Annotated in this window: 21 protein-coding genes, 1 tRNA gene and 1 pseudogene; 6 read left to right on the forward strand and 17 right to left on the reverse strand. The window is 70.1% G+C overall.

The window, feature by feature from the left end; translation table 11 throughout:
* Positions 1 to 13: 13 nt before the first annotated feature.
* Positions 14 to 667, reverse strand: a complete 654-nt coding sequence (locus C8E83_RS07610; protein ID WP_121369171.1) for an FMN-dependent NADH-azoreductase — start codon at positions 665 to 667, stop codon at positions 14 to 16.
* Positions 668 to 800: 133 nt separating this feature from the next.
* On the opposite strand from C8E83_RS07610, the gene C8E83_RS07615 reads away from it, so the two are divergent.
* Positions 801 to 1,247 carry a winged helix-turn-helix transcriptional regulator gene (locus C8E83_RS07615; RefSeq protein WP_245981482.1) on the forward strand — a complete coding sequence of 149 codons (447 nt, stop codon included), beginning with the start codon at positions 801 to 803 and terminating at the stop codon, positions 1,245 to 1,247.
* 85 nt (positions 1,248 to 1,332) lie between these two features.
* On the opposite strand, the gene C8E83_RS07620 is transcribed toward C8E83_RS07615, so the two are convergent.
* The 4 genes from C8E83_RS07620 to C8E83_RS07635 are packed head-to-tail and all read right to left on the reverse strand — an operon-like array spanning position 1,333 to position 4,919.
* Positions 1,333 to 2,532, reverse strand: coding sequence for a redoxin domain-containing protein (locus tag C8E83_RS07620; RefSeq protein ID WP_121369172.1), 1,200 nt, complete (start codon positions 2,530 to 2,532; stop codon positions 1,333 to 1,335).
* Positions 2,525 to 3,412: a cytochrome c biogenesis CcdA family protein gene (locus tag C8E83_RS07625; protein WP_170159870.1), complete on the reverse strand. Its 888-nt coding sequence runs from the start codon at positions 3,410 to 3,412 to the stop codon at positions 2,525 to 2,527. Before C8E83_RS07625 ends, C8E83_RS07620 begins: the two co-directional genes overlap by 8 nt.
* Entirely contained in the window at positions 3,409 to 4,452 is a 1,044-nt protein-coding gene (locus tag C8E83_RS07630) for a cytochrome c oxidase assembly protein (RefSeq protein WP_211331675.1), read from the reverse strand. Before C8E83_RS07630 ends, C8E83_RS07625 begins: the two co-directional genes overlap by 4 nt.
* Positions 4,449 to 4,919 (reverse strand): MarR family winged helix-turn-helix transcriptional regulator, encoded by a 471-nt coding sequence (locus tag C8E83_RS07635; RefSeq protein WP_121369174.1) that lies wholly within the window; start codon positions 4,917 to 4,919, stop codon positions 4,449 to 4,451. Before C8E83_RS07635 ends, C8E83_RS07630 begins: the two co-directional genes overlap by 4 nt.
* 99 nt (positions 4,920 to 5,018) lie before the next feature.
* Between C8E83_RS07635 and C8E83_RS07640 the strand changes: the two genes are divergently transcribed.
* On the forward strand, positions 5,019 to 6,398 hold the full coding sequence (locus C8E83_RS07640; protein WP_245981484.1) for a chloride channel protein: 1,380 nt from the start codon (positions 5,019 to 5,021) through the stop codon (positions 6,396 to 6,398).
* Between the two features lie 102 nt (positions 6,399 to 6,500).
* Positions 6,501 to 9,173 (forward strand): glycosyl hydrolase, encoded by a 2,673-nt coding sequence (locus tag C8E83_RS07645; RefSeq protein WP_121369176.1) that lies wholly within the window; start codon positions 6,501 to 6,503, stop codon positions 9,171 to 9,173.
* Between the two features lie 59 nt (positions 9,174 to 9,232).
* On the opposite strand, the gene C8E83_RS07650 is transcribed toward C8E83_RS07645, so the two are convergent.
* Positions 9,233 to 11,878 (reverse strand): hypothetical protein, encoded by a 2,646-nt coding sequence (locus C8E83_RS07650; RefSeq protein WP_147430110.1) that lies wholly within the window; start codon positions 11,876 to 11,878, stop codon positions 9,233 to 9,235.
* Positions 11,879 to 12,099: 221 nt separating this feature from the next.
* Positions 12,100 to 12,176, reverse strand: a tRNA-Pro gene (locus C8E83_RS07655).
* A gap of 282 nt (positions 12,177 to 12,458) precedes the next feature.
* Here C8E83_RS07655 and C8E83_RS07660 point away from each other — a divergent pair.
* Positions 12,459 to 12,869: a hypothetical protein gene (locus C8E83_RS07660; protein WP_121369178.1), complete on the forward strand. Its 411-nt coding sequence runs from the start codon at positions 12,459 to 12,461 to the stop codon at positions 12,867 to 12,869.
* A gap of 92 nt (positions 12,870 to 12,961) precedes the next feature.
* Here C8E83_RS07660 and C8E83_RS07665 read toward each other — a convergent pair whose 3' ends face one another.
* Entirely contained in the window at positions 12,962 to 14,911 is a 1,950-nt protein-coding gene (locus C8E83_RS07665) for a primary-amine oxidase (protein WP_121369179.1), read from the reverse strand.
* 64 nt (positions 14,912 to 14,975) lie between these two features.
* On the opposite strand from C8E83_RS07665, the gene C8E83_RS07670 reads away from it, so the two are divergent.
* Entirely contained in the window at positions 14,976 to 15,737 is a 762-nt protein-coding gene (locus C8E83_RS07670) for a dienelactone hydrolase family protein (protein WP_121369180.1), read from the forward strand.
* Positions 15,738 to 15,828: 91 nt separating this feature from the next.
* Here C8E83_RS07670 and C8E83_RS07675 read toward each other — a convergent pair whose 3' ends face one another.
* Positions 15,829 to 17,067, reverse strand: a complete 1,239-nt coding sequence (locus C8E83_RS07675) for an MFS transporter (protein ID WP_121369181.1) — start codon at positions 17,065 to 17,067, stop codon at positions 15,829 to 15,831.
* 54 nt (positions 17,068 to 17,121) lie between these two features.
* Between C8E83_RS07675 and C8E83_RS07680 the strand changes: the two genes are divergently transcribed.
* A complete protein-coding gene (locus tag C8E83_RS07680; protein ID WP_121369182.1) occupies positions 17,122 to 17,598 on the forward strand; it encodes a winged helix-turn-helix transcriptional regulator in 477 nt (158 codons plus the stop codon).
* 30 nt (positions 17,599 to 17,628) lie between these two features.
* Here C8E83_RS07680 and C8E83_RS07685 read toward each other — a convergent pair whose 3' ends face one another.
* The 8 genes and pseudogenes from C8E83_RS07685 to C8E83_RS07720 all read right to left on the reverse strand — a co-directional run bounded on the left by C8E83_RS07685 (position 17,629) and on the right by C8E83_RS07720 (position 25,203).
* Complete coding sequence (locus C8E83_RS07685) at positions 17,629 to 18,150, reverse strand: hypothetical protein (RefSeq protein ID WP_121369183.1); 522 nt, start codon at positions 18,148 to 18,150, stop codon at positions 17,629 to 17,631.
* Positions 18,151 to 18,180: 30 nt separating this feature from the next.
* A complete protein-coding gene (gene der, locus C8E83_RS07690; RefSeq protein WP_425454776.1) occupies positions 18,181 to 19,650 on the reverse strand; it encodes a ribosome biogenesis GTPase Der in 1,470 nt (489 codons plus the stop codon).
* 91 nt (positions 19,651 to 19,741) lie between these two features.
* Complete coding sequence (gene cmk / locus C8E83_RS07695) at positions 19,742 to 20,551, reverse strand: (d)CMP kinase (protein WP_121369185.1); 810 nt, start codon at positions 20,549 to 20,551, stop codon at positions 19,742 to 19,744.
* Positions 20,552 to 20,593: 42 nt separating this feature from the next.
* Complete coding sequence (locus tag C8E83_RS07700) at positions 20,594 to 21,682, reverse strand: prephenate dehydrogenase (RefSeq protein ID WP_121369186.1); 1,089 nt, start codon at positions 21,680 to 21,682, stop codon at positions 20,594 to 20,596.
* 422 nt (positions 21,683 to 22,104) lie between these two features.
* Positions 22,105 to 22,884, reverse strand: a pseudogene (locus C8E83_RS19845) (pseudouridine synthase); the annotation flags it as partial.
* On the reverse strand, positions 22,871 to 23,488 hold the full coding sequence (scpB, locus tag C8E83_RS07710; protein ID WP_121369188.1) for an SMC-Scp complex subunit ScpB: 618 nt from the start codon (positions 23,486 to 23,488) through the stop codon (positions 22,871 to 22,873). The gene scpB and the pseudogene C8E83_RS19845, both read right to left, overlap by 14 nt.
* Positions 23,478 to 24,332 (reverse strand): segregation and condensation protein A, encoded by an 855-nt coding sequence (locus C8E83_RS07715; protein ID WP_425454757.1) that lies wholly within the window; start codon positions 24,330 to 24,332, stop codon positions 23,478 to 23,480. Before C8E83_RS07715 ends, scpB begins: the two co-directional genes overlap by 11 nt.
* Positions 24,316 to 25,203, reverse strand: coding sequence for a ParA family protein (locus C8E83_RS07720; protein WP_121369189.1), 888 nt, complete (start codon positions 25,201 to 25,203; stop codon positions 24,316 to 24,318). Before C8E83_RS07720 ends, C8E83_RS07715 begins: the two co-directional genes overlap by 17 nt.

Genomic DNA, 25,203 nt, shown 5'->3' on the forward strand with positions numbered 1-25,203 from the left:
GTCGAAAGCTCGACTACGCGGCGCGGCGCTCGCCGCCCAGCGTGCGCCCGTGCATCCGGGCGCGCTCCTCGGCCGCCGACCGCAGCTGGTCCGCCATGTCGGTGAACTGGTCCATCGCGGGATTCACGCCGACGAGCGTGAACTCGCGCGACACGACCTCGAGGTCGAGCTTCCAGACGTCCTCGAGGATGCGGCGCATCCAGGCGGTGGCGTGGTCCCAGCCCTCGCGCGGGGTGCCGGCGGCGTAGTTGCCGCCCTGCACGGTCACGAGCACGGCGGGCTTGCCGGCCGTCGCGGGCTCGACGGCGGGCGACATGCGCGGGTCGGTGATCACGAGGTCGACCCAGGTCTTGAAGTGCTGCGACACCCCGAAGTTGTAGAGCGGCACCGCGAAGAGAAGCGCGTCGGCCTCCACGAGCTCGTCGGTGTAGACGCGTGCCAGGTCGACGGCGGCGCGCTGGGCGGGAGTCCGCGCGTCCTCCGGCGTCATCGAGGCGCCGACCGCATCGGCCCAGGAGCCGGCGGGAGTCGGCTCGACACCGATGTGGCGCCGCACGACCTCGTCCCCCGGCACCGTCCGGCTCCATTCGGCTTCGACGATGTCGGCGAGCTCGCGGCTGGCCGAGCCCTCGACTCGGATGCTGGCGTCGAGACGGAACAGTGACATGGATCTTCTCCTCAGAAGCATGGTTACTTCGGGTAATCATTTTGGTTACCTTCAGTAACGGTGTACCGTGCTGAAGTCGGTCACTTCAAGCGAGCCCCTGTTACCCGAGAGTGACCATCGCGAGAGGACGACCATGGCGAGCACTGCGACCGAGCGCGAGCATCTCGAGGCGCACGACCGGATCATGCGGTCGCTGCCCACGATGAGCAAGATGTGCACCTCGCACGACCCCGGCCTGTTCCGATCGCTGCTCGGGCGCATCGGCGACAAGTGGACCCTGCTCGTCATCGGCATTCTCGGCGAGAAGCCGCACCGCTTCACCGAGCTGGCCGACATCATCCCCGGCATCTCCCGACGCATGCTCACCGTCACCCTGCGCGGCCTCGAGCGCGACGGCCTCGTCGAGCGGACCGTCTACGCCGAGGTTCCGCCGCGCGTCGTGTACGACCTCAGCGATCTCGGCCGGTCGCTGCAGGAGGTCGTGATCACCCTCGGCGACTGGGTCCGCGAGCACCAGGAGGTCATCTCCGAGCACCGCGCACGCTTCGACGAGCGCACCGGCGCCGCGCCCGACGCCTGAGTCGCACGAGCTCGCCCGGCCCCGACGCCTGAGCCGCACGAACCTGCCGGGCCATGCGCCTGAGCCTCACAAGCTCGCCCGGCCGCTATCCGGCCGGCAGCGACGTGTCGAGGGTCCTCAGCAGGTAGTCGAGCTGCTCGCGGGTCATCGCCCCGGGGTGCCGGATCACGACCTTCCCCGACGGCCCCAGGATCACCGTGAACGGCAGACCCGTCACCTGGAAGGCTCCCGCGACGGCACCGGACGTGTCGGCCCCGAGCGGATAGGTGACCCGGTGCGACTCCGCGAACGCCCTTCCGGCCTTGGCCGGATCGGACACGTCGACACCGTAGAACGCGACGCTCGACCCCAGCGCCCGGTGTTCCGCCTCCAGTGCCGGCAACTCGCGGACGCAGGCCGCGCACGAGCTCGACCAGAAGTTCAGCACTGTGTACCTGCCGCGGTCGGCCGACGTCGACACGCGGCCTGTTCCGGTGAGGGAGGACAGCGTCACGGGCGACGGCGTCGCTCCGATCTCGGTGCCGCCGGAGGTCGTGGCGGGCACGCCGGCTCCTGCGACCGCCTCCTGCTGCGAGGCGGGCAGGAGGTCGTCCGCCGCCTGAGCGAGACCGTGCCCGAAGGCCGACGTGTCGGCCGATTCGGTGCCGAACTGCCCGATGGCCCTCTCGACGCCCGACGGTGAGATGAAGAACAGCTCGGCACCGTGCGTGACGGTCTTCGTCGAGGCGTCGAGGTCGATGGGCACGCCGTAGGCCTTCGCCAGGGCGGACAGCGCCGCGGGTGAGCCGGTGCCGAAGTGCCAGTTGGAAGCGGAGCCGAGCCCGTGCTGGTCCGTCCATTGCGCCACGTCCGCGCTGGAGGGGTAGTACGGGTTGGTGTTGATCGACACCCAGGCGATCTTCGACGACGCCTGGCCGAGATCGTTGTTCGCGACGCGCACATCCTGCGCGAGCAGCGTGCAGAGGTCCGTGCACTCGTCGTCGTTGAAGCTGAGCACGACCGCCTCGCCCCGGTACGACGAGAGCGACATCGGCCTGCCGTGCTGGTCCGTGAGGGTGAACGCGGGGGCCTTCTCGTGGACGTGCGTGAGGGCGTCGTACTCGAGGAGCCTCGCGGTGCGCTGATCGAGGTGGGGCGCGACGTCGTCGGCCGACGCCGCGACCGACAGCACCTGGCCCATCACGAGCACGACGACAAGTGCCGCCGCGACGACGGAGCCGGCGATCGTCCAGATCAGCCAGCGTTCCGGGCCGCGGCGGATCCGAGTGGGAGTGACGTCAGACATCGGCGGTGGAGATTCCTTCCTGCGGTTCGGAGTGGATCGCTGCGCGAGCACCGGCCTCGAGGCGGGCCGCCTCGCGCGATGCCGCGATCGCGACGACCGCGAATCCGACGAGCACCAGCCCGCCGCAGACGAAGCCGACGGTCAGCGAGTGGGCCGCCAACCAGGCGCTCACGGCGGACTGCGCGTCGAGGGCCGTGGTGATGACGGGCCCGGCGGTCCGCCCGACCGCGTCGCTCGCCCAGTAGAGGGCGAGGTAGAGACCCGCGGCGATGAGGATCGCCGACGAGACCGCGGGCATGATCCGCAGCACCGGCCCGAGGCGCCGCAGTCGTTCGGCGCCCACGAGCGACGCGACGACGCCGGCGCCGGTGACGAAGACCCCCATGCCGAGCGCATAGGCGAGGAACGCAGCGATGCCGACGACCGCGTCGCTCGAGGCGACGGGATCGAGCACACCGGCGACGAACAGCGGCAGCGAGCAGTTGAGCGACCCGACGGCGTAGGCGACGCCGAAGCCCGTCATCGCGAGGCCGCCGCGCCCCGCCCGCAATCCCGGCGCCGGCAGGGCGAGGTGCACGCCCCGCCCCGTCAGCCCCAGCACGCCCAGCGCCACGCAGGCCACGCCGACCGCGACCATCAGCCACGGCGTGGCCGACGCAGCGACACCGGCCCCGGCCTCGAGCAGCAGGCCCGCGACGACGAACACCGCGAGGAACCCCAGGGTGAGGCAGGAGCCCGCGATCACCCCGCGCGACATCCGCCCGGCCGCTCCCCGCCCCTCCGGCGCCGACACGAACAGCGAGAGGTACGCCGGCAGCAGGGGGAACCCGCAGGGATTCACCGCCGCGACGAGACCGAGGGTGAACGCGTAGCCGATCACGGTCGCGGCTCCCTCGGAACGGGCGGCGGATCGGTGCGCGAGAGCCGGGCCAGGTAGGCGTTGTAGTCGGCGAGGTCGCGGTCGCCGGTGAGAGCGGCGCGGCGATCGGCGCGGCGGGTGTGGCGCGCATCCTGCGCCTGCCACCCGGCGAACAGGACCCCGAGCACGATGAGAGTCGGGATCTCGGTGAAGCCCCAGGCGATGCCGCCGCCGGTCTGCTGGTCGTGCAGCGGGTCGATGCCCCAGCCGGGCACGCCGTGACGGTAGAAGCCGACGATCAGCGTCGTCGACATCATCACGACGACGCCGAAGAACGCGTGGAACGGCACCGTGACGGCCAGCTCGATGATCCGCAGGACCGGCCGGGAGACCGGCAGAGCCGCCCGGCCGCGCGAGGGCGACGGGTCGACGCCGACGACGCCCCAGAAGTAGAGCATCCCGACGGCGAGGAAGTGCACGAGCATGAGGTTGTGGCCCCACATGGTCCGCATGAGGTCGTCGAAGAGCGGGGTGAAGTAGAGCCCGTAGAGGCTGCCCAGGAAGAGCGCCAGGGTCACCGCGGGGTGCGTGACGACGGCGACGGCACGGCTGTGGAGCACGGCGAGCAGCAGCCGGCGGGCCGAGCGGCGCCCTCGCGGTCGGGCGGGAAGAGCTCGCAGCAGGAGGGTCACCGGAGCGCCCAGGGTCAGCAGGATCGGCGACAGCATGTTCACCACCATGTGCTGCAGCATGTGCACGCTGAACAGCTCCATGCCGTAGCCGTCGAACCCCGTCGCCGTCATGACGAGCACGGTGACGACCCCCGCCGTCCACAGCAGCGTCCGCCCGAGCGGCCAGCGGTCGCCCCGACGGCGCAACGCCGCGACGCCGACGAGATAGCCGACGAGCAGCGCGAGGGCGAAGGCGGGCAGGATCGGCACCGGCTGCAGGTGCAGAGCGAAGAGCCTCGCGACCGTGGGCCTTGTCTGCGGCATCCACATGTCGCCCGACATCCCGGTCGCGCTCGCCCCCATCGCCGTGGCCGCCGCCTGCGCCGTCACAGCCCGAGCGTGAGCAGGTCGTCGACGGTCGGCTCGCCGGCGGCCCGGTTGAAGGCGTCGAACGCGCGCGCGACCAGAGCCTGGTCGTCGGCGGGCAGCGCGTCGAGGACCGTGCGGATCTCCCGGCGGCGGCGCTCGGTGACCGAGTCCACCAGACGGCGGCCGTCCTCGGTGAGGTCGAGCAGGATCTCGCGGCGGTTGTCTTCGCGCAGGCTGCGCTCGACCCAGCCGCCCGCGACCATGCGGTCGACCGAGCGGCTGAACGTCGACGGGAGGGCCCCGATGCGCTCGGCGAGCGAGCCGAGGCGGGTCGGGCCGTCGTTCGACAGCAGGACGAGCACCCGGAACTGCGGCAGCGTCACGACCTCGAGTGCGCTCGCGACCGAGCGGGCGACGATGCCGAGCAGGGCGCGCGAGGCGGTGAGGGTCGCATCGGTCGGCGACGGGGCGTTCGAGTCAGCGTTCACAGGGGCCTCTCGGAGAACTGCTACGATTCATTTGCATTCATGCAACTGTTGCAAGAATACACACTTCTGTTCGAATCCCGACCCACGACCGGAGTCCCGTTGCCCGTTGCGACCCGCACCCGCCAGAGCCTGCTCGACCGCCTCGAGGGGTGGGAGGCCGGCGAGCACGCTCGCACGATCCTGCAGCTCACCGTCCCCGCCGTCGTCATCGGCGCCGGAGCAGGCCTCGCCGCCGTGGCGTTCCGCTGGCTGATCCAGACGGCGACCCGGATCTTCACGGGCACGGGCGACTACTCCGCCACCACCGGCCACCCGGCCCATCCGTGGCTGCCCTGGCTCGGAGGCGCGTTCGTGATCCTGACGCCCGTCGTCGGCGGCCTGATCTACGGCCCGCTCGTGCAGCGCTTCGCCCCCGAGGCGAAGGGGCACGGTGTTCCCGAGGTCATGCTGGCCGTGGCGAAGAACGGGGGTCGGATCCGGCCGCAGGTCGCGATCGTCAAGGCCATCGCGTCGGCGGTGACCATCGGCTCCGGCGGCTCGGTCGGCCGCGAGGGCCCCATCATCCAGATCGGCTCGGCTCTCGGCTCGACGCTCGCCCGACTCCTGCGCCTACCGACGCACCGCGTCACGACCCTCGTCGCCTGCGGCGCGGCCGGCGCGATCGCGGCGACGTTCAACGCTCCCCTGGCGGGGATCTTCTTCGCACTCGAGCTGATCCTGCGCGATTTTGCCGCCGAGTCGTTCGGCGTCGTCGTCGTCTCGGCGATCACCGCGTCGGTCGTGGGCCGGGCCTTCCTGGGCTCGGAGCCGTTCCTCACCCTGCCGCAGTTCTCGGTGGCCCACACCTCCGAGTACGCCCTCTTCGCCCTGCTCGGCCTCGTCGCCGGCGCCGTCGGCATGGGCTTCACGAAGGCGCTCTACGCGATCGAAGACCTCTGCGATTTCCTCTGGCGAGGCCCCGAGTGGCTGCGGCCGGTCGTCGGCGGCGTCTTCCTCGGCGGACTGCTCTTCGCGCTGCCTCAGATGTACGGCGTGGGGTACCCGGTGCTCGACCGTGCGGTGGCGGGGAGGTATGCGGTGGCGTTCCTTCTGATCCTGCTGGTCGGCAAGGTCGTCGCCACGAGTCTGACACTCGGCATCGGCGGGTCGGGCGGGGTGTTCGCGCCGTCGCTCTTCATCGGCGCGATGCTGGGTGCGGCGTTCGGACAGGTCGCCGGCATGCTCGACCCGGCGCTGCACGGCCAGGCAGGCGCCTTCGCGATCGTCGGCATGGGCGCCGTGCTCGTCGGCACGACTCGAGCGCCGATCACGGCCGGTGTGATGCTCTTCGAGCTGACGGGCGACTACGCCATCGTGCTTCCGCTCCTTCTCGCGATCGTCGTCGCCGCGGCCGTGTCGCGCCTCCTCGGCGCCGACACGATCTACACGCTCAAGCTGCGGCGGCGCGGCATCGACATCGGGGCGCCGGCGGTGATCTGACCGGGCGACCGTGCGCCCCGGTGGGCGCACGGGCCGTGTGCCGGGTCTACGCTGAAACGAGCTCCGCTGAAACGTATCAACGACGATCCCCGAGGTGCTTCCATGAGACTGGCCGACGTTCACCGCGCGCTCACCGCCCCCAGCGACGAGGCGAAGCCGCAGATGCGCTGGTGGTGGTTCGGCCCCGACATCTCGGCGGTCGACGTCGACCGGCAGCTCGCGGCGATGCAGGCGGCGGGCATCGGCGGCGTCGAGGTCGCGTTCGTCTACCCGCTGCGCCCGGGCAGCCCCGACTGGCTCTCCGACGAGGTGCTCGCCGTGCTGCGCCACGCGGCCGAGCGCGCCCGCGAGATCGGCCTCCGCTTCCACGTGACGCTCGGCAGCGGATGGTCGTTCGGGGGCACCCACGTCACGCCCGACAATGCGGCGAGGCAACTCGTCTGGGAGAGGCGCGCGGTGCCGCCGGGCTCTCGGATCCTGCGCCCCGTGCACCCCGAGAGCGACGAGCACCTCGTGGCGGCGGCGATCTACGACGGCGACCTCGCCGACCCCGTGCGGGGTGCTGCGGCGTTGGTCATCGCCGCCGACCAGTCCGTCGCCGTGCCCGACGGCCGAGGCCCGCGCGTGGTGCTGCTGGGTGTGACGCGCCCGACCGGCCAGGTGGTGAAGCGAGCGGCCGCAGGAGCCGACGGACCCGTCCTCGACCACTACTCCGCCGCCGCGACCCGCCAGCACGTGGAGCACGTGGGCGGACGAATTCTCGGCGCCGTTCCCGCCGGCCTCATCGAGTCGTTCTTCTGCGACAGCCTCGAGGTCTACGCGGCGAACTGGACCGACGCGCTGCCCGAGGAGTTCGAGCGTCGCCGCGGCTACTCGTTCGACGGGCTTCTGCACCACCTCGCCGAGTCGGGCGGAGACCCCACGCGGGGCGGGGCGGAGCTGGCGGCGGCCGCGGTCGCTGCCGCCGGGTCGCCGGGCGATGCGGGGGACGGCGACGACGACACCGCAGTCGCCCACCGCCTCCGCGCCGACTTCGTCCGCACCCTGAGCGAGCTCTACGAGGAGAACTTCGTCGCCGTCTGCCGCGGCTGGTGCAGCGACCACGGCGTGCCGTTCCGCATCCAGGGCTACGGAGAGCCGCCGGCGCGCGTCGGCAGCTACCGCTTCGCCGACCGCTACGAGGGCGAGGGCTGGGGCTGGAAGACCCTCACCGCCACGCGCTGGGCGAGCTCGGCGGCCCACGTCGACGGCGTGAACACCGTCTCGTGCGAGGCCTGGACCTGGACCCACTCCCCGTCGTTCCGCGCCACCCCGCTCGACCTGCGCGGCGAGGCGCACGAGCACTTCCTCTCGGGCGTCAACGAACTGCTCGGGCACGGCTGGCCGCACTCGCCCGGGTCTGCGACCGACGACGGCGCGGGCGCGAGCGATGCCGGACTCGGCTGGTTCTTCTATGCCGCCGGAGCCCTCGACGACCGCAACCCGTGGTGGCCGGCCATGCCCGCTCTGATGGGGTCGTTGCAGCGCCTGGGCGACGTTCTGCGGGAGGGGCGGCCGCAGCGCGACGTGCTCCTGCTGGTCTCGAACGACGAGACGGCGCAGACCCTTCAGCGGGCCGCCGACGGGTCGCAGCACCTCGATCTCTACAAGGCCACGCGGGCGGCGCTGCCCGACGGCCTCGTCGCGGCGCTCCGTGAGGCCGGTCGCGACTTCGATCTCGTCGACGACACGATGCTCGACCGCGTCACGCCGTCTACCGGGCAGGTGGTCGTGGTCGCAGGATCGGCGACGCTCTCGTCGGCCGAACGCACCTGGCTCTCCCTGGTCTCCGCGGAGGGAGGGCACGTGTTCGCCGTGGAGTCGCCCGGGGCGCCCGGCACGTCCGTCGCGGTGGACGGCCTCGTCGCCGCTGTCGACGCCGTGCTCCCCCGCCGCAGCGGCGCGGCGGTCGCGCCTGACGCTCCCGGCGCCCTCGACCTCGGCGTCGTCCGCCGCGACGGCGACACCACCGACGTCGCGGTCCTGATCAACACCGGCCCGCACACCGTGCCGTTCACGTGGGAGTCCCGCACCGCCCGCTCCCGCACCGAGTTCTGGTCGCCGGACACGGGTGCGCAGGTCCCGGCTGGTGCCCCGGGGGTGCTCGCTCCGTACGAGGCGGTCGTCGTGGTGGAGACCGATGAGCCCGAGGGTGTCACCGATCCTGCGCCCGCGTCTCGTCTCGTCGAGGTCGCCCTCGAGGGCCCGTGGACGGTCGCGTTCGACGACGCCTCGCCTTCGCCCGTGACGCTGCCTCACCGCTGGGAAGACACCCGCCCGTCGTACTCGGGTAGCGCCGTCTACGAGACTTCGGTGGTGCTCGCCGATGATCAGGTCGCAGGAGCCGCCTCCCTCTCGCTCGGGCCGTCAGCCGCCTGGGCCCCTGAGCGCCGCACGGAGGCCGAGACCCTGCGCTCCCAGTCGTATCGCGCCCACGTCGACCCGCCCGTGGGCGAGGTCGCAGTGATGCACGTGAACGGCGTCCTGGCCGGTGTGGCCTGGGCCCCGCCCTACGCCGTCCCGGTCTCGGGGCTGCTGCGCGCGGGGTCGAACGAGGTGCGCATCGAGGTCTTCAACACGCTGGCGAACCGTCTCGCCGGCGACCCGGCGCCCGCGGCGCTCGAGGCCGCGGTCGAGTCGTCGTACGGTCGGCGGTTCCACTTCCAGGACTTGGAGCGCGCCGCCGTCGACCTGCGCTCGGGCCTCTTCGGCCCGGTGACCCTGCGCCTCGGGTGATGCGCGTGGCGCCACTACTCTCGAACCTCCGAGGCCGAACTCTCACCCAGATTCCACGCCTAACCACTGGGTTTTGCGTTCTGCGAAGAGGAGCTCGTTGGCTGCGCGGGCGGGAGAATTCGATTGAATGCCGCCTCAGCTGCCGGCGTGATGGTCGCGGTAGCGATGCCGACGATCAGGGTGAGACTGACGCCGGACGACCAGAGCGTGAGGCGATTTACGTTGTACAGGTCCGCTAGTCGGTCGATTCCGAACCCGGCCGCTCTGAGCGAGGCGTAGTCGAAGTAGACGCCAAGGGCGATGCTGACGGCCAACAGCTGTACGAGGCGTAAGAAGAGCGTGCTCGCCGTGTTTGGCGAGGCGATAAACGGCACGAGGATGTCAATTGACTCCGAGACCGCCAGCATCAGGAACACTCGCCAGGCCTTTTCGATGCCGCCGGCTCCCCTGAGAAGCGGAAAGAGGAGACCGAATGCGAACCCATATAGAGGAAATCGGAATGCGAAGCCCACATCGAATGCGTAGGTGAGGCCGCCCGCGCCAGCGTGGCTGCTCAGAGCCGAGAGGGCCTGAGACAGGGCAGTCAGTGACAGGGGAAGTCCGACTACCGCAGCCACGATCGAGCCAGACCACGCACGAATCCACGGACCCGACGCGCCGCCCCACTGAAGCCCATCCATACGCGACCGCGCGTCCTCTATGGCGTCCGTTGGAATCGCGAAGGTCTCGGCTAGTGACCTACTCGCTGTCAGAGCCTCCTCGCCCGCGATGTCAGCGTTAGCGACCTTTCGTCGAAGGCTGTTAGTGGCCTCTCTGAGAAGGCGCACCGGGCCGATGCGATTCAGCAACGCTCTCGTCGCGAGCACCGTGTCGGCGGCCGGCATGGCCAATCGCCACCCGCCAGGTGACCGCTGCGAAGCCGGCGGGATGACGAGGAGGAACAACGCGATCAGCCCTGCTGCGAGGGGCAGTGGGAGAAGGCCTGTCACTACCTGCAGACGTAGGAAGAATGCCGAGGCCACAATAACGAGGAACAATCGCATCCACTCGGTCGACCACGTCTGCACCGAGGTGTACCCGGCGACCAATGCCAGAACGAGGCTCACGGTCGAGGCGGATTGCAAACCGTATGACGCATTGACGCCGTCAAAGAACGAGACGGTGCCGAGGCGCGCTGTGGGGATTGTGACGGCGGCAGCCGTCAAGCCGATTCCGATCAGAACGAGAGTGCGGGCTCGAGGCGATATCGAAGGGATGACTGCATCCAGGGTTCGGTTACCCAGCACGACGAGAAAGGCGCTGACAACGACGCTCGTCATTATCCGCACCAGCAAGCCGAGGTTGGGATCGTAAGGCATGCCCGCGCTCAGGCAGGTGAGGAGGCCGAATGTGCCAGCGGTTATTCCCCCGGTGAGACTGGCGCGGCCTCCCATCAGGCGAGTGAGCAGAGCGCCCGAGGCGACCACGACGACCGCGGTGACCAGCGGGACCGGTCGTAGACCGAGGTCTCCGAGTTGATCAGCAAACTGGCTGAGGCCACCTGGACTGAACGCGAAGAAGGCGGCGAGTCCGGCGGCCGCGAAACTGACGACGAGGACAAGCTCTCGCGTCTGCCGCGAAGGTGGCGTAGAAAGCGTAGCCCCGGCCCATACCCACGAGGCGATGAGGACGTTCGCCACCGGAATGATCGAACCAGGAGCGCGGAGAAGCGAGATGAGATAGTCGAACGGCGTGGACGCGAAGAGAAAGTCCACTGGTCCAGCATCGAGTTGGTTGAAGAGCTGCGAGGCCCAGTATGTCCCTTCATTGATCCATGAGATGCCGCTCAACCCGATCGTGATGACGAGCGACGAGAGCAATATTCGGGATTTTCTCCAGGCATCAGGCGACTGCCAGGGCGTCGGAGCACTTCGGGATTCGACGCGTCTGATGGTGCGTCGGAGGACCAACCAGGGCGTTAGCGCCAAAGCCGCGAGAAGTGACCAGCGCCAGAATGCCTCAAGCTGACTCCAATTCACGCCGGTGTTGGACGAAGCGACCGCGCTACCGATACTGACAGTCACGGAGCCCGCGGTCCGATCTGCCAATCGCTGGATCGTCCCTGTCTGGGCGGAAGTGTCGCTGAGAGTCCGGGTGGCGCCGTCAGCAAAGACTCCTGAAATCGGAAGATCTACAGTCGTGACGTCGACATGCATTTTTGCGACACCGGTGGCGTCGTAGTCAATCTGGAGGGCCGCATTCTTGCCGAATGTGCTTGTGACAGTGAAGCGTCGAGTGATCGTCGCGTCAGACGATGCCGCCGTGAAATGAACGGTGACAGGCGACCAGGTGATAACGACCGGACCAGCCGCTAAATTGTCCAGCCGCAGCGATCCGAAAATGTCTTGCGCGTACGCCTCCGAGCCATTGACTTGGCCTTCCTGAGCAAATTGGACGAGTGGATCACTCTTCGTAGTTGCCACGTCGATCTGACCGTGAGAGCCGCTGAGGGCGAGATGCACTGAGACGACGCCGATCCGTGAGACATGAGACACGACACCCGCAGGCAATTGCTTCTGCCGCGAGACGAGGTGGAAGGAATTTCCAGGCGCCGAAAGGGCCGACGTCAAGGAGCACGCGACCATGAGCACGATCAGAGTTAGCACCACGGCGACAACTTTGATGGCAGACGACGCTGACCACCAACGAAAAGAGTCAGATGGCATCGGCGCGACCCTCCTCCTAGAAACAGGTATTCGAAGGGTAGTGGCGTCGCGATTTGAGCGTCTACATTCGACGCCAAGATTCTGAGGATACCTCGGCCCGGCAAACCGCCTTAGAGCGAAGCCGTCCGCTGCGTTGAAACGCAGGGTCCGACTGCACAACGGAGTGGATATCGACAAAACCTCCGGACCACGTTGATTCCGCGTAGTTCCGGGTCTTGGAATGGTCGGGCTGACAGGATTTGAACCTGCGACCCCTTGACCCCCAGTCAAGTGCGCTACCAAGCTGCGCCACAGCCCGTCAGCGCCAGCCGAAGCCGAGCACTGAGGTCGTTGCCCCGACCGAGGCAACCATAAGAGCATACCCGACCCGGGAGGCCCGCCGTACCACCTCGGCTCCTGCGCCCCGAAGCCCCGCGCCCAGCCGCACCCGGCCCGCGAGTGGCAAGAGACTGCCGATCGCCAGGCCCAGCATCAGCAGAGTTTTGCCACTCGGCGGGCGGGACCGGGCGGCGGGCAAGACGGGGCGGGGGGCGGGGCGGGGCGGGGCGGGGCGCCGGGCGGTCGTAGGCTGGAGCCAGACATGAGCAGACGAAAGACAGCCACGGCCATCGCCGCCCTCGCCATCGCTGCGCTCGGCGTGACGGGCCTCACCGGCTGCAGCCCGCAGTTCCCGAGCATCACCGGCGTCTGGAAGACCTCCGACGGCACCCCGACGAAAACCATCTCAGACGACGGCAACTGCACGAACCTGCTCTACACGACGGCGAAGGCCGTGTCGAAGACGGGTGCCATCAAGATGTACGTGACCGACAACCCGGGGATGTGCCACATCATCCGCACCTCCCCCGGCGGCAAATACGTGTTCCAGGTGCACCAGGCGCCCTACTGGCGCAACTACGTCGCCACGGTCACGAACGGTGGCGACACCATCGCCTTGAGCTACCACGGCGACCACTTCACGACCCTCACGCGCGAGCCCGGCACCCAGTAGCCCCCTCCCCAACCGCGGCAGGACGAGATCGCACTCGTTGTCGCCTTCAGGAGCGGAAGGCGACGACGAGTGCGATCTCGTGCCCCGCCGACCTACCCGTGGTGCGCGCAGTGATCGCCCATCGGCTCCGGCGGCAGGTCGAGCATCGGGTTGCCGTCGAAGAACCCGACCGGCTTGAGGTGGAACCCGGCGCGAACCACCGGCATCACCGGCCAGTCCTCGGGCCGCACGATGTGGTGCACGCCGACGGTGTACCAGCACACGATGTCGGCGTCCTCGAGCGGCTTGTCGGCGAGCACGTACTGCGAAAGCCCCACGTCGCTGGGCTGCTGCGCGATGTAGTCGCCGGCGGCGTAGCGCTCGCGCGGGTCGAAGCCGGTCACCCAGAGCTGCTGGAAGGCGAACGCACCCCGGGAGTGCTGCTGGGAACCCGGCTGGGCGAAGAACGGAGCTGCCGATCCTGGTTCGATCATGTAGCCGGGTCGGCCGCCCAGTCCGTTCACCGTGTCGGACGACGTCACCAGCCACGAACGACCCGTCGACGGTGAGGCCGCACGAGCGCCGTCGGCCGCAGACGAGCGCAAGCGCGTCCGCGAGACCTTCCAGGCACTCCCCCACGGATTCGCGGGGCCGGCCTCGACGGCGGCCGAGTTCAGCTCGTCGATGGAGTTGCGCTGTCCGTCGACCTGCATGTCGAGGCGCACCGAGAAGAAGTGCTGGTGGTGCGGGCCGTACAGCTCCGGCGCCACGAGCGTGCCGTATCCGGGCTGGTCGCCGGGGGCGACGGAGCCGGGGAGCACCGCACCGGTCGTGATGATGCCGGTGAGCTTGACCTCGAGCTCGATCGAGCCGTCGAGGTGGAGGTTCCAGTAGAAGCCGTAGTCGTAGTTGCCGACGGTGACGAAGAACGAGATGACCAGTCGGCGGTTGCGACGCACCTCGCCGCGGCCGTCGCGGTACTCCGTGTGCTTCCAGCCGATGCCGGCGTCCTCCTCGTGGATGCAGATGCCGTTCGGGATCGTGATCGCGCCGCCCTCCTGGTCGTTGACCACGGCATCGAGGTATAGGATCTCGCCCACGCAGTCGCACCCGAGCTCGAGCGAGTTGGCCAGCACCCCGAGGCCGTACTCGCCCTCGTCGAAGACGTTCTTGTTCCAGTGCGTCGGCGCCGGGTCGCCATAGGGCACGTACATCTCGGCGATCGAGCCGCGGTACAGGATCGGTCGAAGCCGCCCGTGGTCGTCGTACCTCACATCGTGAAGCACCACGCCCTCCCGCGGGGTGTAGCCGACCTGCAGCCGCCACGGCCCCCACGCCAGCGAGTGCCCGTCGAGCTCGACCGACGAACCCTGGGGCTGCGTGATCTCGATCGGCTTCATCGGCTCGCGCTGGGCGTCGATCCGCGGATACGAGTTGTCGGTCGAGTTGAGCGGGAACTCGTAGTTGCCGTCCTTGGGCGGCAGCGGCACCACGCCGTGGTCGGCCACGTCGATGACCGTCCAGGTGTCCATGTCGATCGTGACGATGAGTCCCTCGACGGGGTGCGCGTAGCCGTTGTCGTATTCGCCGCGCCGCACGAACGTCAGCAGGCGGGCCAGCCGCCGCGTGGGCTCGTCGCCGGGGCCGGTGTAGCCCGACGACCACTTGTCGATCATGCACGACTCGAAGTCCTCGACGCCGCGCAGCCGCATCGCGGCCTGCCACTGCGGGTCCTTCCGCACGAGGTCCTCCGAGAGGTCGAACTCCTCGACCGAGATCGGAGGCTGGACGTCTGCGATGTGGTCCCACGAGACGAGGTCGCCCGAGGTCAGCGACACGACCCCCTCGTACGTCTCGTGCGAGGCGGTGTCGCGGACGAGGGCGAACGCTCGGCGATCCCACGTCGCGCCCGGCTCGAACTGCGTGACGACGGGCTTCTCGGGCTCCTGCAGCTCGATGAAGATGAAGCGGGCGGAGGGTCCGCGCCCCGTCTTCTCTCGGACGATCGAGGCGGCGGCGGCGATCTCGGCGGCGGACAGGGGCTCGAGCGGGTGGAGTGCCATACCTGAAGCTATCGGGTTGCCGAGCGACGGGTGTAGTGCCAGAACGGAGTGATTGACTGCCTGTATGTCATCGACGATTCAGCTGGACAACGACGGCCCCTTCGACGTGTATCTCGCCTCCCCGCCCGACGGCGTGCCGGTCAAGGGCGGGCTCGTCGTGATCCACGAGATCTGGGGGCTCGTCGACCAGATCCGGGGCGTCGCCGATCGGTTCGCCGCCGAGGGCTGGGTCGTGGCCGCGCCCGACATCCTGAGCCGCGGTGGCATCACTCCCGAGCTCGGCGAAGAGCTTGCTGCGATCCGCGCCGGCGACGACGAAGAGGCGAAGAACGCCGCTCAGACGCGCATGCGCGAGGCCTCGACGCCGCGCAACTCGCCCGAGTACGGCGTGTGGGCGGTCGCCTCGCTGCAGAAGGTGCTCGACCACCTCGACCAGCAGGCAGGATGCACGGGGCACCTGGCCGTCACGGGCTTCTGCTTCGGCGGCTCGTACTCGTTCGCCCTCGCAGCCGCGGACCCGCGCGTGAAGGCGGCGGTGCCGTTCTACGGCTCGCCGCCCGAGACCTCAGACCTGTCGAAGATCCAGGCGCCGATCCTGGCCTTCTACGGCGACGAAGACACTCGGCTCATCGAGGGCCTGCCCGAGGTCACCGCCGGCATGGCGGCAGCCGGCGTCGACTTCACGCCGACGGTCTACGCGGGCACGGGCCACGCCTTCTTCAACGAGCGGAACCCGCACGCCTACAACGCCGAGTACGCCGCGCAGGCGTGGGACGCCGCGCGCGCGTTCCTCGACGAGCACGCCGCCGCCGCCGGGCAGGCCTAGGCCCCAGCGACGAAAAGCGACACCTGCGACGCCTCGGTGCGTCGCAGGTGTCGCTTTATGTCGCGACGGCGGCCGCGGGCGAACGACCGCGTCAGTCGATCGTCATGACCTCGTGCGTCTCGGTCGTGAGCACCGACTCGATCCGGGGCCGGCGAGGCGCGCGCGGCCGGAGCAGCACCACGCCCGCGACGAGAGCGACGAGCACGAGCGCCACGATCGCAGGAGCACCGAGATCCACCGCGTGCCCGTAGCCACCCGCGGTCGCCTCGCTTCCCAGCCACAGCGCTGCCGCACCCTGTACGAGGTAGGCCACGAGGTAGCCCGCCGACAGCGTGCCCGCACGGTGATGCTCGGGCGTGAACCGGCCGATGATCTGCAGTCCCCCCGCGAACAGGAGGCTGTAGGCGATGCCGGCGAAGATCGTGAAGGCGAGGAAGAACCCGAGCGACTGCAGCGAGGCCGCCAGGATGAGGGACCCGAACGACAGCACGGCCGCGACGAACGCCACGGGCAGCGCCGCGAGCAGCGGAACCTTGCGCGAGGCGAGGGCGACGACGCCGATCACGACCATCGACAGGGCGATGATCGCGCCGATCACGAAGGCGTTGCTCGTGTGCGTCAGCTGCTTGCCGATGGAGGCGCCGAGCGACAGCACCACGGCGCCGATCGCGTAGGAGGCGCTGAGCGAGATCGCGGCAGTCGCAACCGCGCCCCAGAGGTAGCGCGGAACCACGATGCCGTGGGGGCGCCAGCGCCCGGCATCGGCCGGGCGGTCGCGGTCGAGCCGGAACACCAGCACGAGGACGATGACCTCGACGCCGAGCAGCACCCAGTACGTGAGGTGGAGCGGGAACGGGGCGTACTGCACGAGCGCGCCGCCCAGAAGACTCGCGAACACGAGGCCAACGGCGGTGGACGCCGTGGAGATGGCGCCGGTCCGGGCGGCATTCGCTGATCCTGCGACATCGATCATCTTCGCGGTCGCCGGGCTCAGCGAGAGGCCGACGCCCAGGCCCATGAAGGCGCGGCCGACGAGCAGCCAGACGACGTCGGGGGCGAGCGCGAAGAGCAGCACGCCGACGATCGACGACAGGACCCCGAGCAGGATGCTGGCGCGGCGGCCGATCGTGTCGCTCAGGTCGCCGAACACCAGCAGCACGACGACGAGGACGAGCGGGTACACGGCGAAGATCGCCGTGGTGAGGAACGGCGTGAGGTGCCAGTCGCTCGAGTAGAGCGGGTACACCGGCGTCGCGGCCCCGCTGGTCCACAGCGCGAGGGCGAGGACGGCGGCGCAGGTCCAGAACGACAGGCGATTCGAGGTTGGCATGCAGTGACCATAGCAGGCTGGATACGAAAAACCAACTGAGGTACGATGGGGGTCATGAGCAAGCGTTCGTGCCCCGACCCGACCTGCGGGATCGCGCAGAGCCTCTCCGTCCTCGGCGAGAAGTGGGCCCTGCTGATCGTCCGCGACGCCTTCTACGGGCGCACACGGTTCTCCGAGTTCAAGGCGTCGCTCGGGGTGTCGCCCGACGTGCTGACCGCCCGGCTCGGCGCCCTCGTCGATGCCGGTGTCCTCACGCGGCAGTGCTACCGCGAGCCCGGCGAGCGCGAGCGCGAGGAGTACCTGCTGACCGACGCGGGCCGCGAGCTCTCCCCCGTGCTGGCGGCCCTCGGCGCCTGGGGCGTCGACCACCGGCCCGCCGATGTGATCGGCGGCGGCAGCTACACCGAGGCCGAGACGGGCGAGCGCCTGAAGGTCGCGTTCGTCACCGGCGACGGGCGCATCGTGCCGACGGCCGACGTGAGGGTCGGCCGCACGAGTCGCACGGCCGAGCCTGCCGTTGCTCCTGCCTGACCTGCTCTCGGCGCGCCAGCGCTCAGCGCGTCAGCGCGGCGACGTCGCCAGGAGCCGCGGTGACGGGAACACGCTGCGCAGGTGCGGCGTCGACAGCAGCACCGCGATCACGACCATGAGCCCGGAGAAGATCAGCTGCTCGACCACCATCCAGGTCGGGTAGAGGCCGGGGATCAGCGCGACGACCACCGTGACGACGGGGAAGATGCGGCTGAACAGCTTCATCCGCGAGAACGCCCAGTAGTAGCCGAGCTGCGCCCGCCACGCGAACACGTAGAGCGAGAGCGTGATCATCAGCACGACGGTCGCCCGGAACCACACCGCCCACGACACCGCCACGCCATGCGAGGTCAGCGTCACGGCGATCGCGATGGCGGCGACGCCCACGAGCGTCTCGACCAGGAGCAGCAGGCGCAGGATCCGGAACGCCCTCACGGTCGACTCGTGGCGCCGCATGTCCTCCCGCACGACGTACGCGTGCTGACGCCCGCCGGCGAGGCGGTCGATCCGCAGCCGGCGCCACAGTCGGTCCGCGCGTTCGTCGAGGGTCACGACCCTATTCTCCCCGATCCCGGCGAGTGCCTACGACCGCTTGCGGCGCTCGCGCACGCGCATGTTGACGACGATCGGCGTGCCCTCGAACCCGAAGATCTCGCGCAGGCGCCGCGTGATGAAGCGGCGGTACTGCGGGTCGAGGAACCCGGTCGTGAACAGGACGAACGTCGGCGGGCGGTTCGCGGCCTGGGTGCCGAACAGGATCCGGGGCTGCTTGCCGCCGCGCACCGGGTGCGGGTGCTCCTGCGTGAGCTCGGCCAGCAGGGCGTTGAACTTGCCCGTGGGGATCCGGGTGTCCCACGACTCGAGGGCGAGCTCGAGCGCGGGCACGAGCTTCTCGAGGTGGCGGCCGGTCTTCGCCGAGATGTTGACGCGGGGCGCCCAGGAGACGTGGTCGAGGTCCTGCTCGATCTCGCGCTCCAGGTAGCGGCGGCGGTCGTCGTCCAGGAGGTCCCACTTGTTGAAGGCGAGCACGAGCGCGCGCCCGGACTCGAGGACGAGATCGATGATGCGGAGATCCTGCGTCGAGATCGGCTCGGTGACGTCGAGGACGACGACCGCGACCTCGGCCTTCTCGAGAGCGGCGGACGTGCGGAGCGACGCGTAGAAGTCGGCGCCCTGCTGCAGGTGCACGCGCTTGCGGATGCCCGCGGTGTCGACGAACGTCCAGATGCGGCCGCCGAGCTCGACCTGCTCGTCGACGGGGTCGCGCGTCGTGCCGGCGAGCTCGTTGACGACGACTCGCTCCTCGCCCGCGGACTTGTTGAGCAGCGACGACTTGCCGACGTTCGGGCGGCCGAGGATCGCGACGCGGCGCGGTCCGCCGATCTCCTCCTTGGCGACGTTCGACACGGCGGGCAGCGTGGCCATGGCCTTGTCGAGCAGGTCGGCGACGCCGCGACCGTGGAGGGCCGACACCGGGAACGGCTCGCCGAGGCCGAGGCTCCAGAGCTCGGAGGCCTCGAGGGCCTTGCGGTCGTCGTCGGTCTTGTTGGCGACCAGGATCACCGGCTTGTGGGTCGCGCGCAGCATCCGCACGACGTGCTCGTCGGTCGCGGTGGCGCCCACGTTGACGTCGACGACGAACAGGACGGCGTCGGCGAGGTCGACCGCGATCTCGGCCTGCATGGCGACGGACGCGTCGATGCCGAGCGCGTCCGGCTCCCACCCGCCGGTGTCGACGACGGTGAAGCGGCGACCCGACCACTCGGCCTTGTACGAGACGCGGTCGCGGGTGACGCCGGGCTTGTCCTCCACGACGGCCTCGCGGCGGCCCAGGATGCGGTTGACGAGCTGCGACTTGCCCACGTTCGGGCGGCCGACGATCGCCAGCACCGGCAGCGCCGGGGCGTAGGTGATCGCGTTCGGGTCCCAGTCGCCGGCGTCGAGGAGGTCGATGTCCTCGTCGTCGAGCTCGTAGTCGTCGAGGCCCTGGCGGAGGGCGCTGGCGCGCTGCTGGGCCTCGGCCTCGTCGATCGAGGCGAGGCGTTCGACCATCGAGCCGTCGAGGTCGGGGCCGTCGTCGGTGGTGAGGTCGTTGTCGTCGCGTGCCATGGGGCTCCTTGAGTTGATGCCCGCCCGGCGCGGTTCAGCCCTTCTGGCTGGCCGCCTGCCGGACGAGCTCGACCACGGCCGAGACGGTCTGATCGAAGTCGAGATCGGTGGAGTCGAGGGTGGTGACGCCGTCGGCGGCTGTCATGAAGTCGACTACCTTGCTGTCCTGCTGGTCGCGGTGGGCGAGCTGCCTGGCGGTCTCTTCGGCACTCTGCCCCGTGACCTCCGCGGAACGCCTGGCCATTCTAGCCTCTTCGCTGGCCGTGAGGAGGATTCGCGCAGGAGCCTCGGGAGCCACGACCGTCGTGATGTCGCGCCCCTCCGTCACGATGCCCGGCCGACGCGTCGACGCGATCACCTGGCGGAACAGGTCGACGAGGTACGCGCGCACCTCGGGGATCTTCGACACGTTGGCCACCGAGGCGGTCACCCGCGGCGTCCGGATCTCGTCGGTGACGTCGCGCCCGCCGACACGCACGTAGTGGTCGTCGGGGTCGGTGCCGATCTCGTACTCGAACGTGCCGAGGGTGCCGATGACCGCGACCGGGTCGGTCAGGTCGACGCCGGAGTCCGCGGCGTGGAGGGCGAACGCCCGGTAGGCGGCTCCTGTGTCCTGGTACGCGAAGCCCAGGGCTCGGGCGGCGGCGCGGCTGACGCTCGACTTGCCGCTGCCGGCGGGGCCGTCGACCGCGACGACGACCGGCGCGAACGACGTCTCGCCGTAGAGCGACGAGTCGCGGAACCGCGCGTAGAGGTCGTCCTTGAACGCCGCGACGCCCTCGGAGGTGGCGGGAACGTCCGGCAGGGTAGCGCCGTCAGGCAGGTCGGAGTCGGTGGGGGTCATGACTTCTTTCTGTGGTGCGGGGTTCTGTGCTCGGCGGCGGGCTCAACGCCCGGTGACGGTCCAGCCGCGGCGGATCAGGTCGTCCACGAGGCGCTCCTCGTGCTCGGGCACGACGCTCATCTCGGCCAGACCGAACTGCGCCCCGGGCGAGTGCTCGATCCTGAGGTCTTCCATGTTGACGCCGATCTCACCCATCTCGGTGAAGAGCCGGCCCATCTCGCCGGGCCGGTCGTCGACTCGCACGACGACCTGCGCGAACGTCTTCGACTGCCCGTGCTTGCCGGGGAGTCTCGCGACCCCCTGGTTGCCGTCGCCGATCGTCTCGGCGATGACCCTCATGGCTCCAGGATGCGACACGTCGCCTAGGGCCTCGATCACGCGATCGAGGTCGGCCCGGAACTCCCGCAGCACGCCGCCGACCGTCGACGCGTTCGCCCCGAGGATCTGCACCCAGAGGGCAGGATCGGAGGCGGCGATCCTGGTGACGTCGCGCACCCCCTGACCCGCGAGCCCGAGGGACGCGTCGGGGGCGTCGCGCAGCCTCGCCGCCATGAGCGACGCGATCACCTGGGGCGCGTGCGACACGACGGCGACACCGGCGTCGTGGTCGTCGGGCGACATCTCGAGCGGCGTCGCGCCGAGGTCGAGGATCAGGTCTTCGAGGGCCGCCGCCCGGCGGTAGGTGATGCCGTCGTGGCCGGCGATGACCCAGGGGCGCCCGACGAAGAGGTCGGCGCGGGCCGAGATCGGGCCGCCGCGCTCGCGCCCGGCCATCGGGTGCGAGCCGATGTAGCGGGTCACGTCGACGCCGCGGCCGAGGAGTTCGCGCAGCGGAGCCCCCTTGACGCTCGCGACGTCGGTGACGAGGGCGTTCGGGTAGTCGTGCAGCTCGCGCTCGACGATCTGCGCGGTCACGTCGGGCGGCACGCACACGACGATGATCGCCGGGTCGTCGCCCTCGGCGGGAGCCCTGCCCGCGCCGTAGTCGATGGCGAGGGTGCGTGCGGCCGGCGAGACGTCGTCGACGATGACGTCGACGCCCTGCGCCCTCAGGCCCAGGCCGATGCTCGCGCCGAGGAGCCCGGAGCCGACGACGCGCACCTGCCCCTCGAGGCGCCGCGACTCGCTCATCGTGCTCCTCCCGGGCCGCCTCGACGGCCTCCGGTGCCGCCCGGGCGCTCCTGTCCGCGGCGGCGCTCCTGCTCGCGCCGGACCTCGGCGCGGCGGCTCGTCGGGCCGTCGCCCTTCACCGGCCGGCCGCCGGTCACGTCGCCGTTGACCGCGCGGCGGCGGTTGCCGTCGCTGTCGTACTGCTTCTTCGGCTCGCGCCGTGCCGTACCGCCCTGCTGGTCGCCCTGCGAGCCGCGCCCGGCGCCCGCCGGCCGACGGCGGCTCTCGTCGCGGGCGTCGCGCTCGGCCTCGAACTCCTCGTCGTCCTCGTCGTAGTACTCCTTGTCGGTCTCCGCGACGTCGTCCTCGACGTCGGCGACGAGGTGCACGCCGGACTCCTCGTCGGCCTCGGCCACGACCGCGGTGGCGACGGCGCCCAGCCCGGCGTCCTGCGCGATCGTCAGGAGCTCTCCGAGCTCGTCGCGCGTGAGGTCCCGAGCCTGGCCGATCTTCAGCGTTCCGAGGTGGAGCGGGCCGAACTGCCGGCGCACCAGGTCGATCACCGGATGCCCGACGGCGTCGAGCATGCGGCGCACGATGCGGTTCCGCCCGGAGTGCAGCGTGATCTCGACGATGCTCGTGCCCGACGCGCGACCCGTGCCGCGGTCGACGATCCTCGCCGAGTCGGCCGCGATCGGGCCGTCCTCCAGCTCGACACCCGCGAGCAGGGTCTTCACGGTCGCCGGCGTGATCGACCCCTCGACCTTCGCGACGTACGTCTTCATCACGCCGAACGACGGGTGCGCGAGCACGTGGGCGAGCTCGCCGTCATTGGTCAGGATCAGGAGGCCGCTCGTCTCCGCGTCCAACCGGCCGACGTTGAACAGCCGCTCGGGGTAGCGATCGGTGAACTGCGTGAGGTCGGGGCGCCCGCGCTCGTCCCTCAGCGACGACACCACGCCCACCGGCTTGTTGAGCATGAGGTAGCGGCGCGACGTGTCGAGCTGCACGGCCTGCCCGTCGACCACGACGCGGTCGACGACGGGATCGATGCGGCGCCCCGGCTCGGTCACGACCGCGCCGTTCACCGTGACGCGGCCCTGGGCGATGAGGTCTTCGGAGACGCGTCGGCTCGCGATGCCGGCCGCGGCCATGACCTTCTGGAGGCGCTCGCCGGACGGAGGTGCGCCTGCTCCTGCGCCCGCGGTCTCAGACGGAGCCATCGTCGAACCCTGCTGTGCCGTCGGAGAGGAGCGGCGAGATGAGGGGCAGGTCGTCGAGCGAGTTGATGCCCAGGTGGGTGAGGAGGAGGTCGGTGGTCTCGTAGTTGATCGCGCCGGTCTCCGCGTCGGTGAACGACTCGGTGATGAGCCCGCGGCCGAGCAGCGTGCGGACGACGGAGTCGACGTTGACCGCGCGGATCTGCGCGATCGCGCCACGCGTGATCGGCTGCTTGTAGGCGATGACCGCGAGGGTCTCGAGCGCGGCCTGCGACAGGCGCGTCGGGTTCTGCGTGAGGACGAAGTCGCGGACGATGGGGTCGAACTCCTCGCGGACGTAGAAGCGCCAGCCACCGCCGACCTCGCGCAGCTCGAAGCCGCGGCGCACACTCGGGCGGCCGTCGGGCCCCTCGACACCGTCGAAGTCGGCGACGAGCGTCTCGATCGCCTGCCGCACGGCGGCGACGGGCGCGCCGACGGCTGTGGCCAGGGAGACGAGGCTCTGCGGCTCGTCGGCGACCATGAGGATCGCCTCGAGCGTGCGGGCGATCGGCACGCCCGCATTCGGAGCGGCGAGGTCGTCGGGTTCGACGGTGTCAGCCGTCATAGTCGGCCCCCAGGTTCGCGAGATTCTCTTCCGACCAGTGCTCGGCCGTCCAGCGGATGGTGAGCTCGCCCAGCGGCTCGACCTGCTCGAAGCTGAGCGAGGCGTGCCGGTACAGCTCGAGGATCGCGAGGAACCGGGCCACGACGACTCCCTTGACGTCGATGCCGTCGACGAGCTCGCGAAAGCTCATCACGGCACCGCGACGCAGCATGGAGACGACGATCGCCGCCTGCTCGCGGATGCTCACCAGCGGCGCGTGCAGGTGGTCGAGCCCGACCGTGGGCGCTTCGCGCGGCGTCATCGCCATGGCGGCGAGCGCGGCGAAGTCGTCCACCGAGAGAGTCCAGACGAGCTCGGGCGTCGAGACACGGAACTTCTGCTCGAGCCGCACGCTGCGCGCGTGGCGATCGCCCTCGGCCTCGCCGCGGGCGGCGAACCACTCGGCCGCCTGCTTGAACGCGCGGTACTGCAGGAGCCGGGCGAACAGAAGGTCGCGCGCCTCCAGCAGCGCGACGTCCTCCGCGTCGACGAGCTCACCCTGCGGCAGGAGCCCGGCGACCTTGAGATCGAGGAGCGTCGCCGCCACCACGAGGAACTCGCTGGCGCGATCGAGCTCCTCGTCGGAGTCGAGGCCCTTCAGGTACGACAGGAACTCGTCGGTCACCTCCGACAGGGCGACCTCGGTGATGTCCATCTCGCGCTTGGTGATGAGCGACAGGAGCAGGTCGAACGGCCCCGAGAAATTCGCCAGGCTCACCGCGAAGCCGGTGTCGGTCGACGGCTCGACGTCGCGGGAGGCGTCGTCGACGTCGGGCTGCGACGCCAGGTCAGGCTGCGGCGCCACGGCTGATCAGCTCTCTCGCCAGCTGGCGGTACGCCTCGGCCGCCGGGTGCGTCGGCGCGAACTGGTTGATCGGGCTCGCGGCGACGGACGCGTCCGGGAACTTCACCGTGCGCGAGATGACGGTCTCGAGCACGCTGTCGCCGAAGGCGTCGACGACGCGCTCGAGCACCTCGCGGCTGTGCAGGGTGCGCGAGTCGTACATGGTGGCCAGGATGCCGTCCAGCTCGATGTCCTCGTTGAGGCGGTCGCGGACCTTGTCGATGGTCTCGACGAGCAGCGCGACGCCGCGGAGGGCGAAGAACTCGCACTCGAGCGGGATCAGCACGCCGTGGGCTGCGGTGAGCGCGTTGACCGTCAGGATGCCGAGCGAGGGCTGGCAGTCGATGAGGATCACGTCGTAGTCGGCCGACACCTTGCGCAGCACGCGCGCGAGGATCTGCTCGCGGGCGACCTCGTTGACGAGGTGCACCTCGGCCGCCGAGAGGTCGATGTTCGCGGGGATGACGTCGAGACCCTCGACCCGGGTCGACTGGATGGCCTGACGGGGGTCCTTCACCTCACCGATGAGGAGGTCGTAGATGGTCGGGACGTCGTGCGTCCTGGCACCGAGGCCGGCGCTGAGGGCGCCCTGCGGGTCGAAGTCGACGGCGAGCACGCGGCGGCCGTACTCGGCCAGGGACGCACCGAGGTTGATGCTCGTCGTGGTCTTGCCGACGCCGCCCTTCTGGTTGCAGAGCGAGATGATGCGCGCCGGGCCGTGGCTCGACAGCTTCGGCGGCACGGGGAACGTCGTGCGCGGTCGGCCGGTCGGCCCGAGGTCGGCTGCGGCCTGCGCTGTGCTCGTGTTCGGCGTCGTGCTCACCCTGCCCAT

Source organism: Frondihabitans australicus (assembly GCF_003634555.1).
Lineage (GTDB): Bacteria > Actinomycetota > Actinomycetes > Actinomycetales > Microbacteriaceae > Frondihabitans > Frondihabitans australicus.

What these genes read in the sequence shown, in the direction of transcription:
- C8E83_RS07610 (WP_121369171.1), bottom strand. Translation starts at nt 667, where the DNA reads ATGTCACTGTTCCGTCTCGACGCCAGCATCCGAGTCGAGGGCTCGGCC.
- C8E83_RS07615 (WP_245981482.1), top strand. Translation starts at nt 801, where the DNA reads ATGGCGAGCACTGCGACCGAGCGCGAGCATCTCGAGGCGCACGACCGG.
- C8E83_RS07620 (WP_121369172.1), bottom strand. Translation starts at nt 2,532, where the DNA reads ATGTCTGACGTCACTCCCACTCGGATCCGCCGCGGCCCGGAACGCTGG.
- C8E83_RS07645 (WP_121369176.1), top strand. Translation starts at nt 6,501, where the DNA reads ATGAGACTGGCCGACGTTCACCGCGCGCTCACCGCCCCCAGCGACGAG.
- C8E83_RS07650 (WP_147430110.1), bottom strand. Translation starts at nt 11,878, where the DNA reads ATGCCATCTGACTCTTTTCGTTGGTGGTCAGCGTCGTCTGCCATCAAA.
- C8E83_RS07660 (WP_121369178.1), top strand. Translation starts at nt 12,459, where the DNA reads ATGAGCAGACGAAAGACAGCCACGGCCATCGCCGCCCTCGCCATCGCT.
- C8E83_RS07665 (WP_121369179.1), bottom strand. Translation starts at nt 14,911, where the DNA reads ATGGCACTCCACCCGCTCGAGCCCCTGTCCGCCGCCGAGATCGCCGCC.
- C8E83_RS07670 (WP_121369180.1), top strand. Translation starts at nt 14,976, where the DNA reads ATGTCATCGACGATTCAGCTGGACAACGACGGCCCCTTCGACGTGTAT.
- C8E83_RS07675 (WP_121369181.1), bottom strand. Translation starts at nt 17,067, where the DNA reads ATGCCAACCTCGAATCGCCTGTCGTTCTGGACCTGCGCCGCCGTCCTC.
- C8E83_RS07680 (WP_121369182.1), top strand. Translation starts at nt 17,122, where the DNA reads ATGAGCAAGCGTTCGTGCCCCGACCCGACCTGCGGGATCGCGCAGAGC.
- der (WP_425454776.1), bottom strand. Translation starts at nt 19,650, where the DNA reads ATGGTCGAACGCCTCGCCTCGATCGACGAGGCCGAGGCCCAGCAGCGC.
- cmk (WP_121369185.1), bottom strand. Translation starts at nt 20,551, where the DNA reads ATGACCCCCACCGACTCCGACCTGCCTGACGGCGCTACCCTGCCGGAC.
- C8E83_RS07700 (WP_121369186.1), bottom strand. Translation starts at nt 21,682, where the DNA reads ATGAGCGAGTCGCGGCGCCTCGAGGGGCAGGTGCGCGTCGTCGGCTCC.
- scpB (WP_121369188.1), bottom strand. Translation starts at nt 23,488, where the DNA reads ATGACGGCTGACACCGTCGAACCCGACGACCTCGCCGCTCCGAATGCG.
- C8E83_RS07720 (WP_121369189.1), bottom strand. Translation starts at nt 25,203, where the DNA reads ATGGGCAGGGTGAGCACGACGCCGAACACGAGCACAGCGCAGGCCGCA.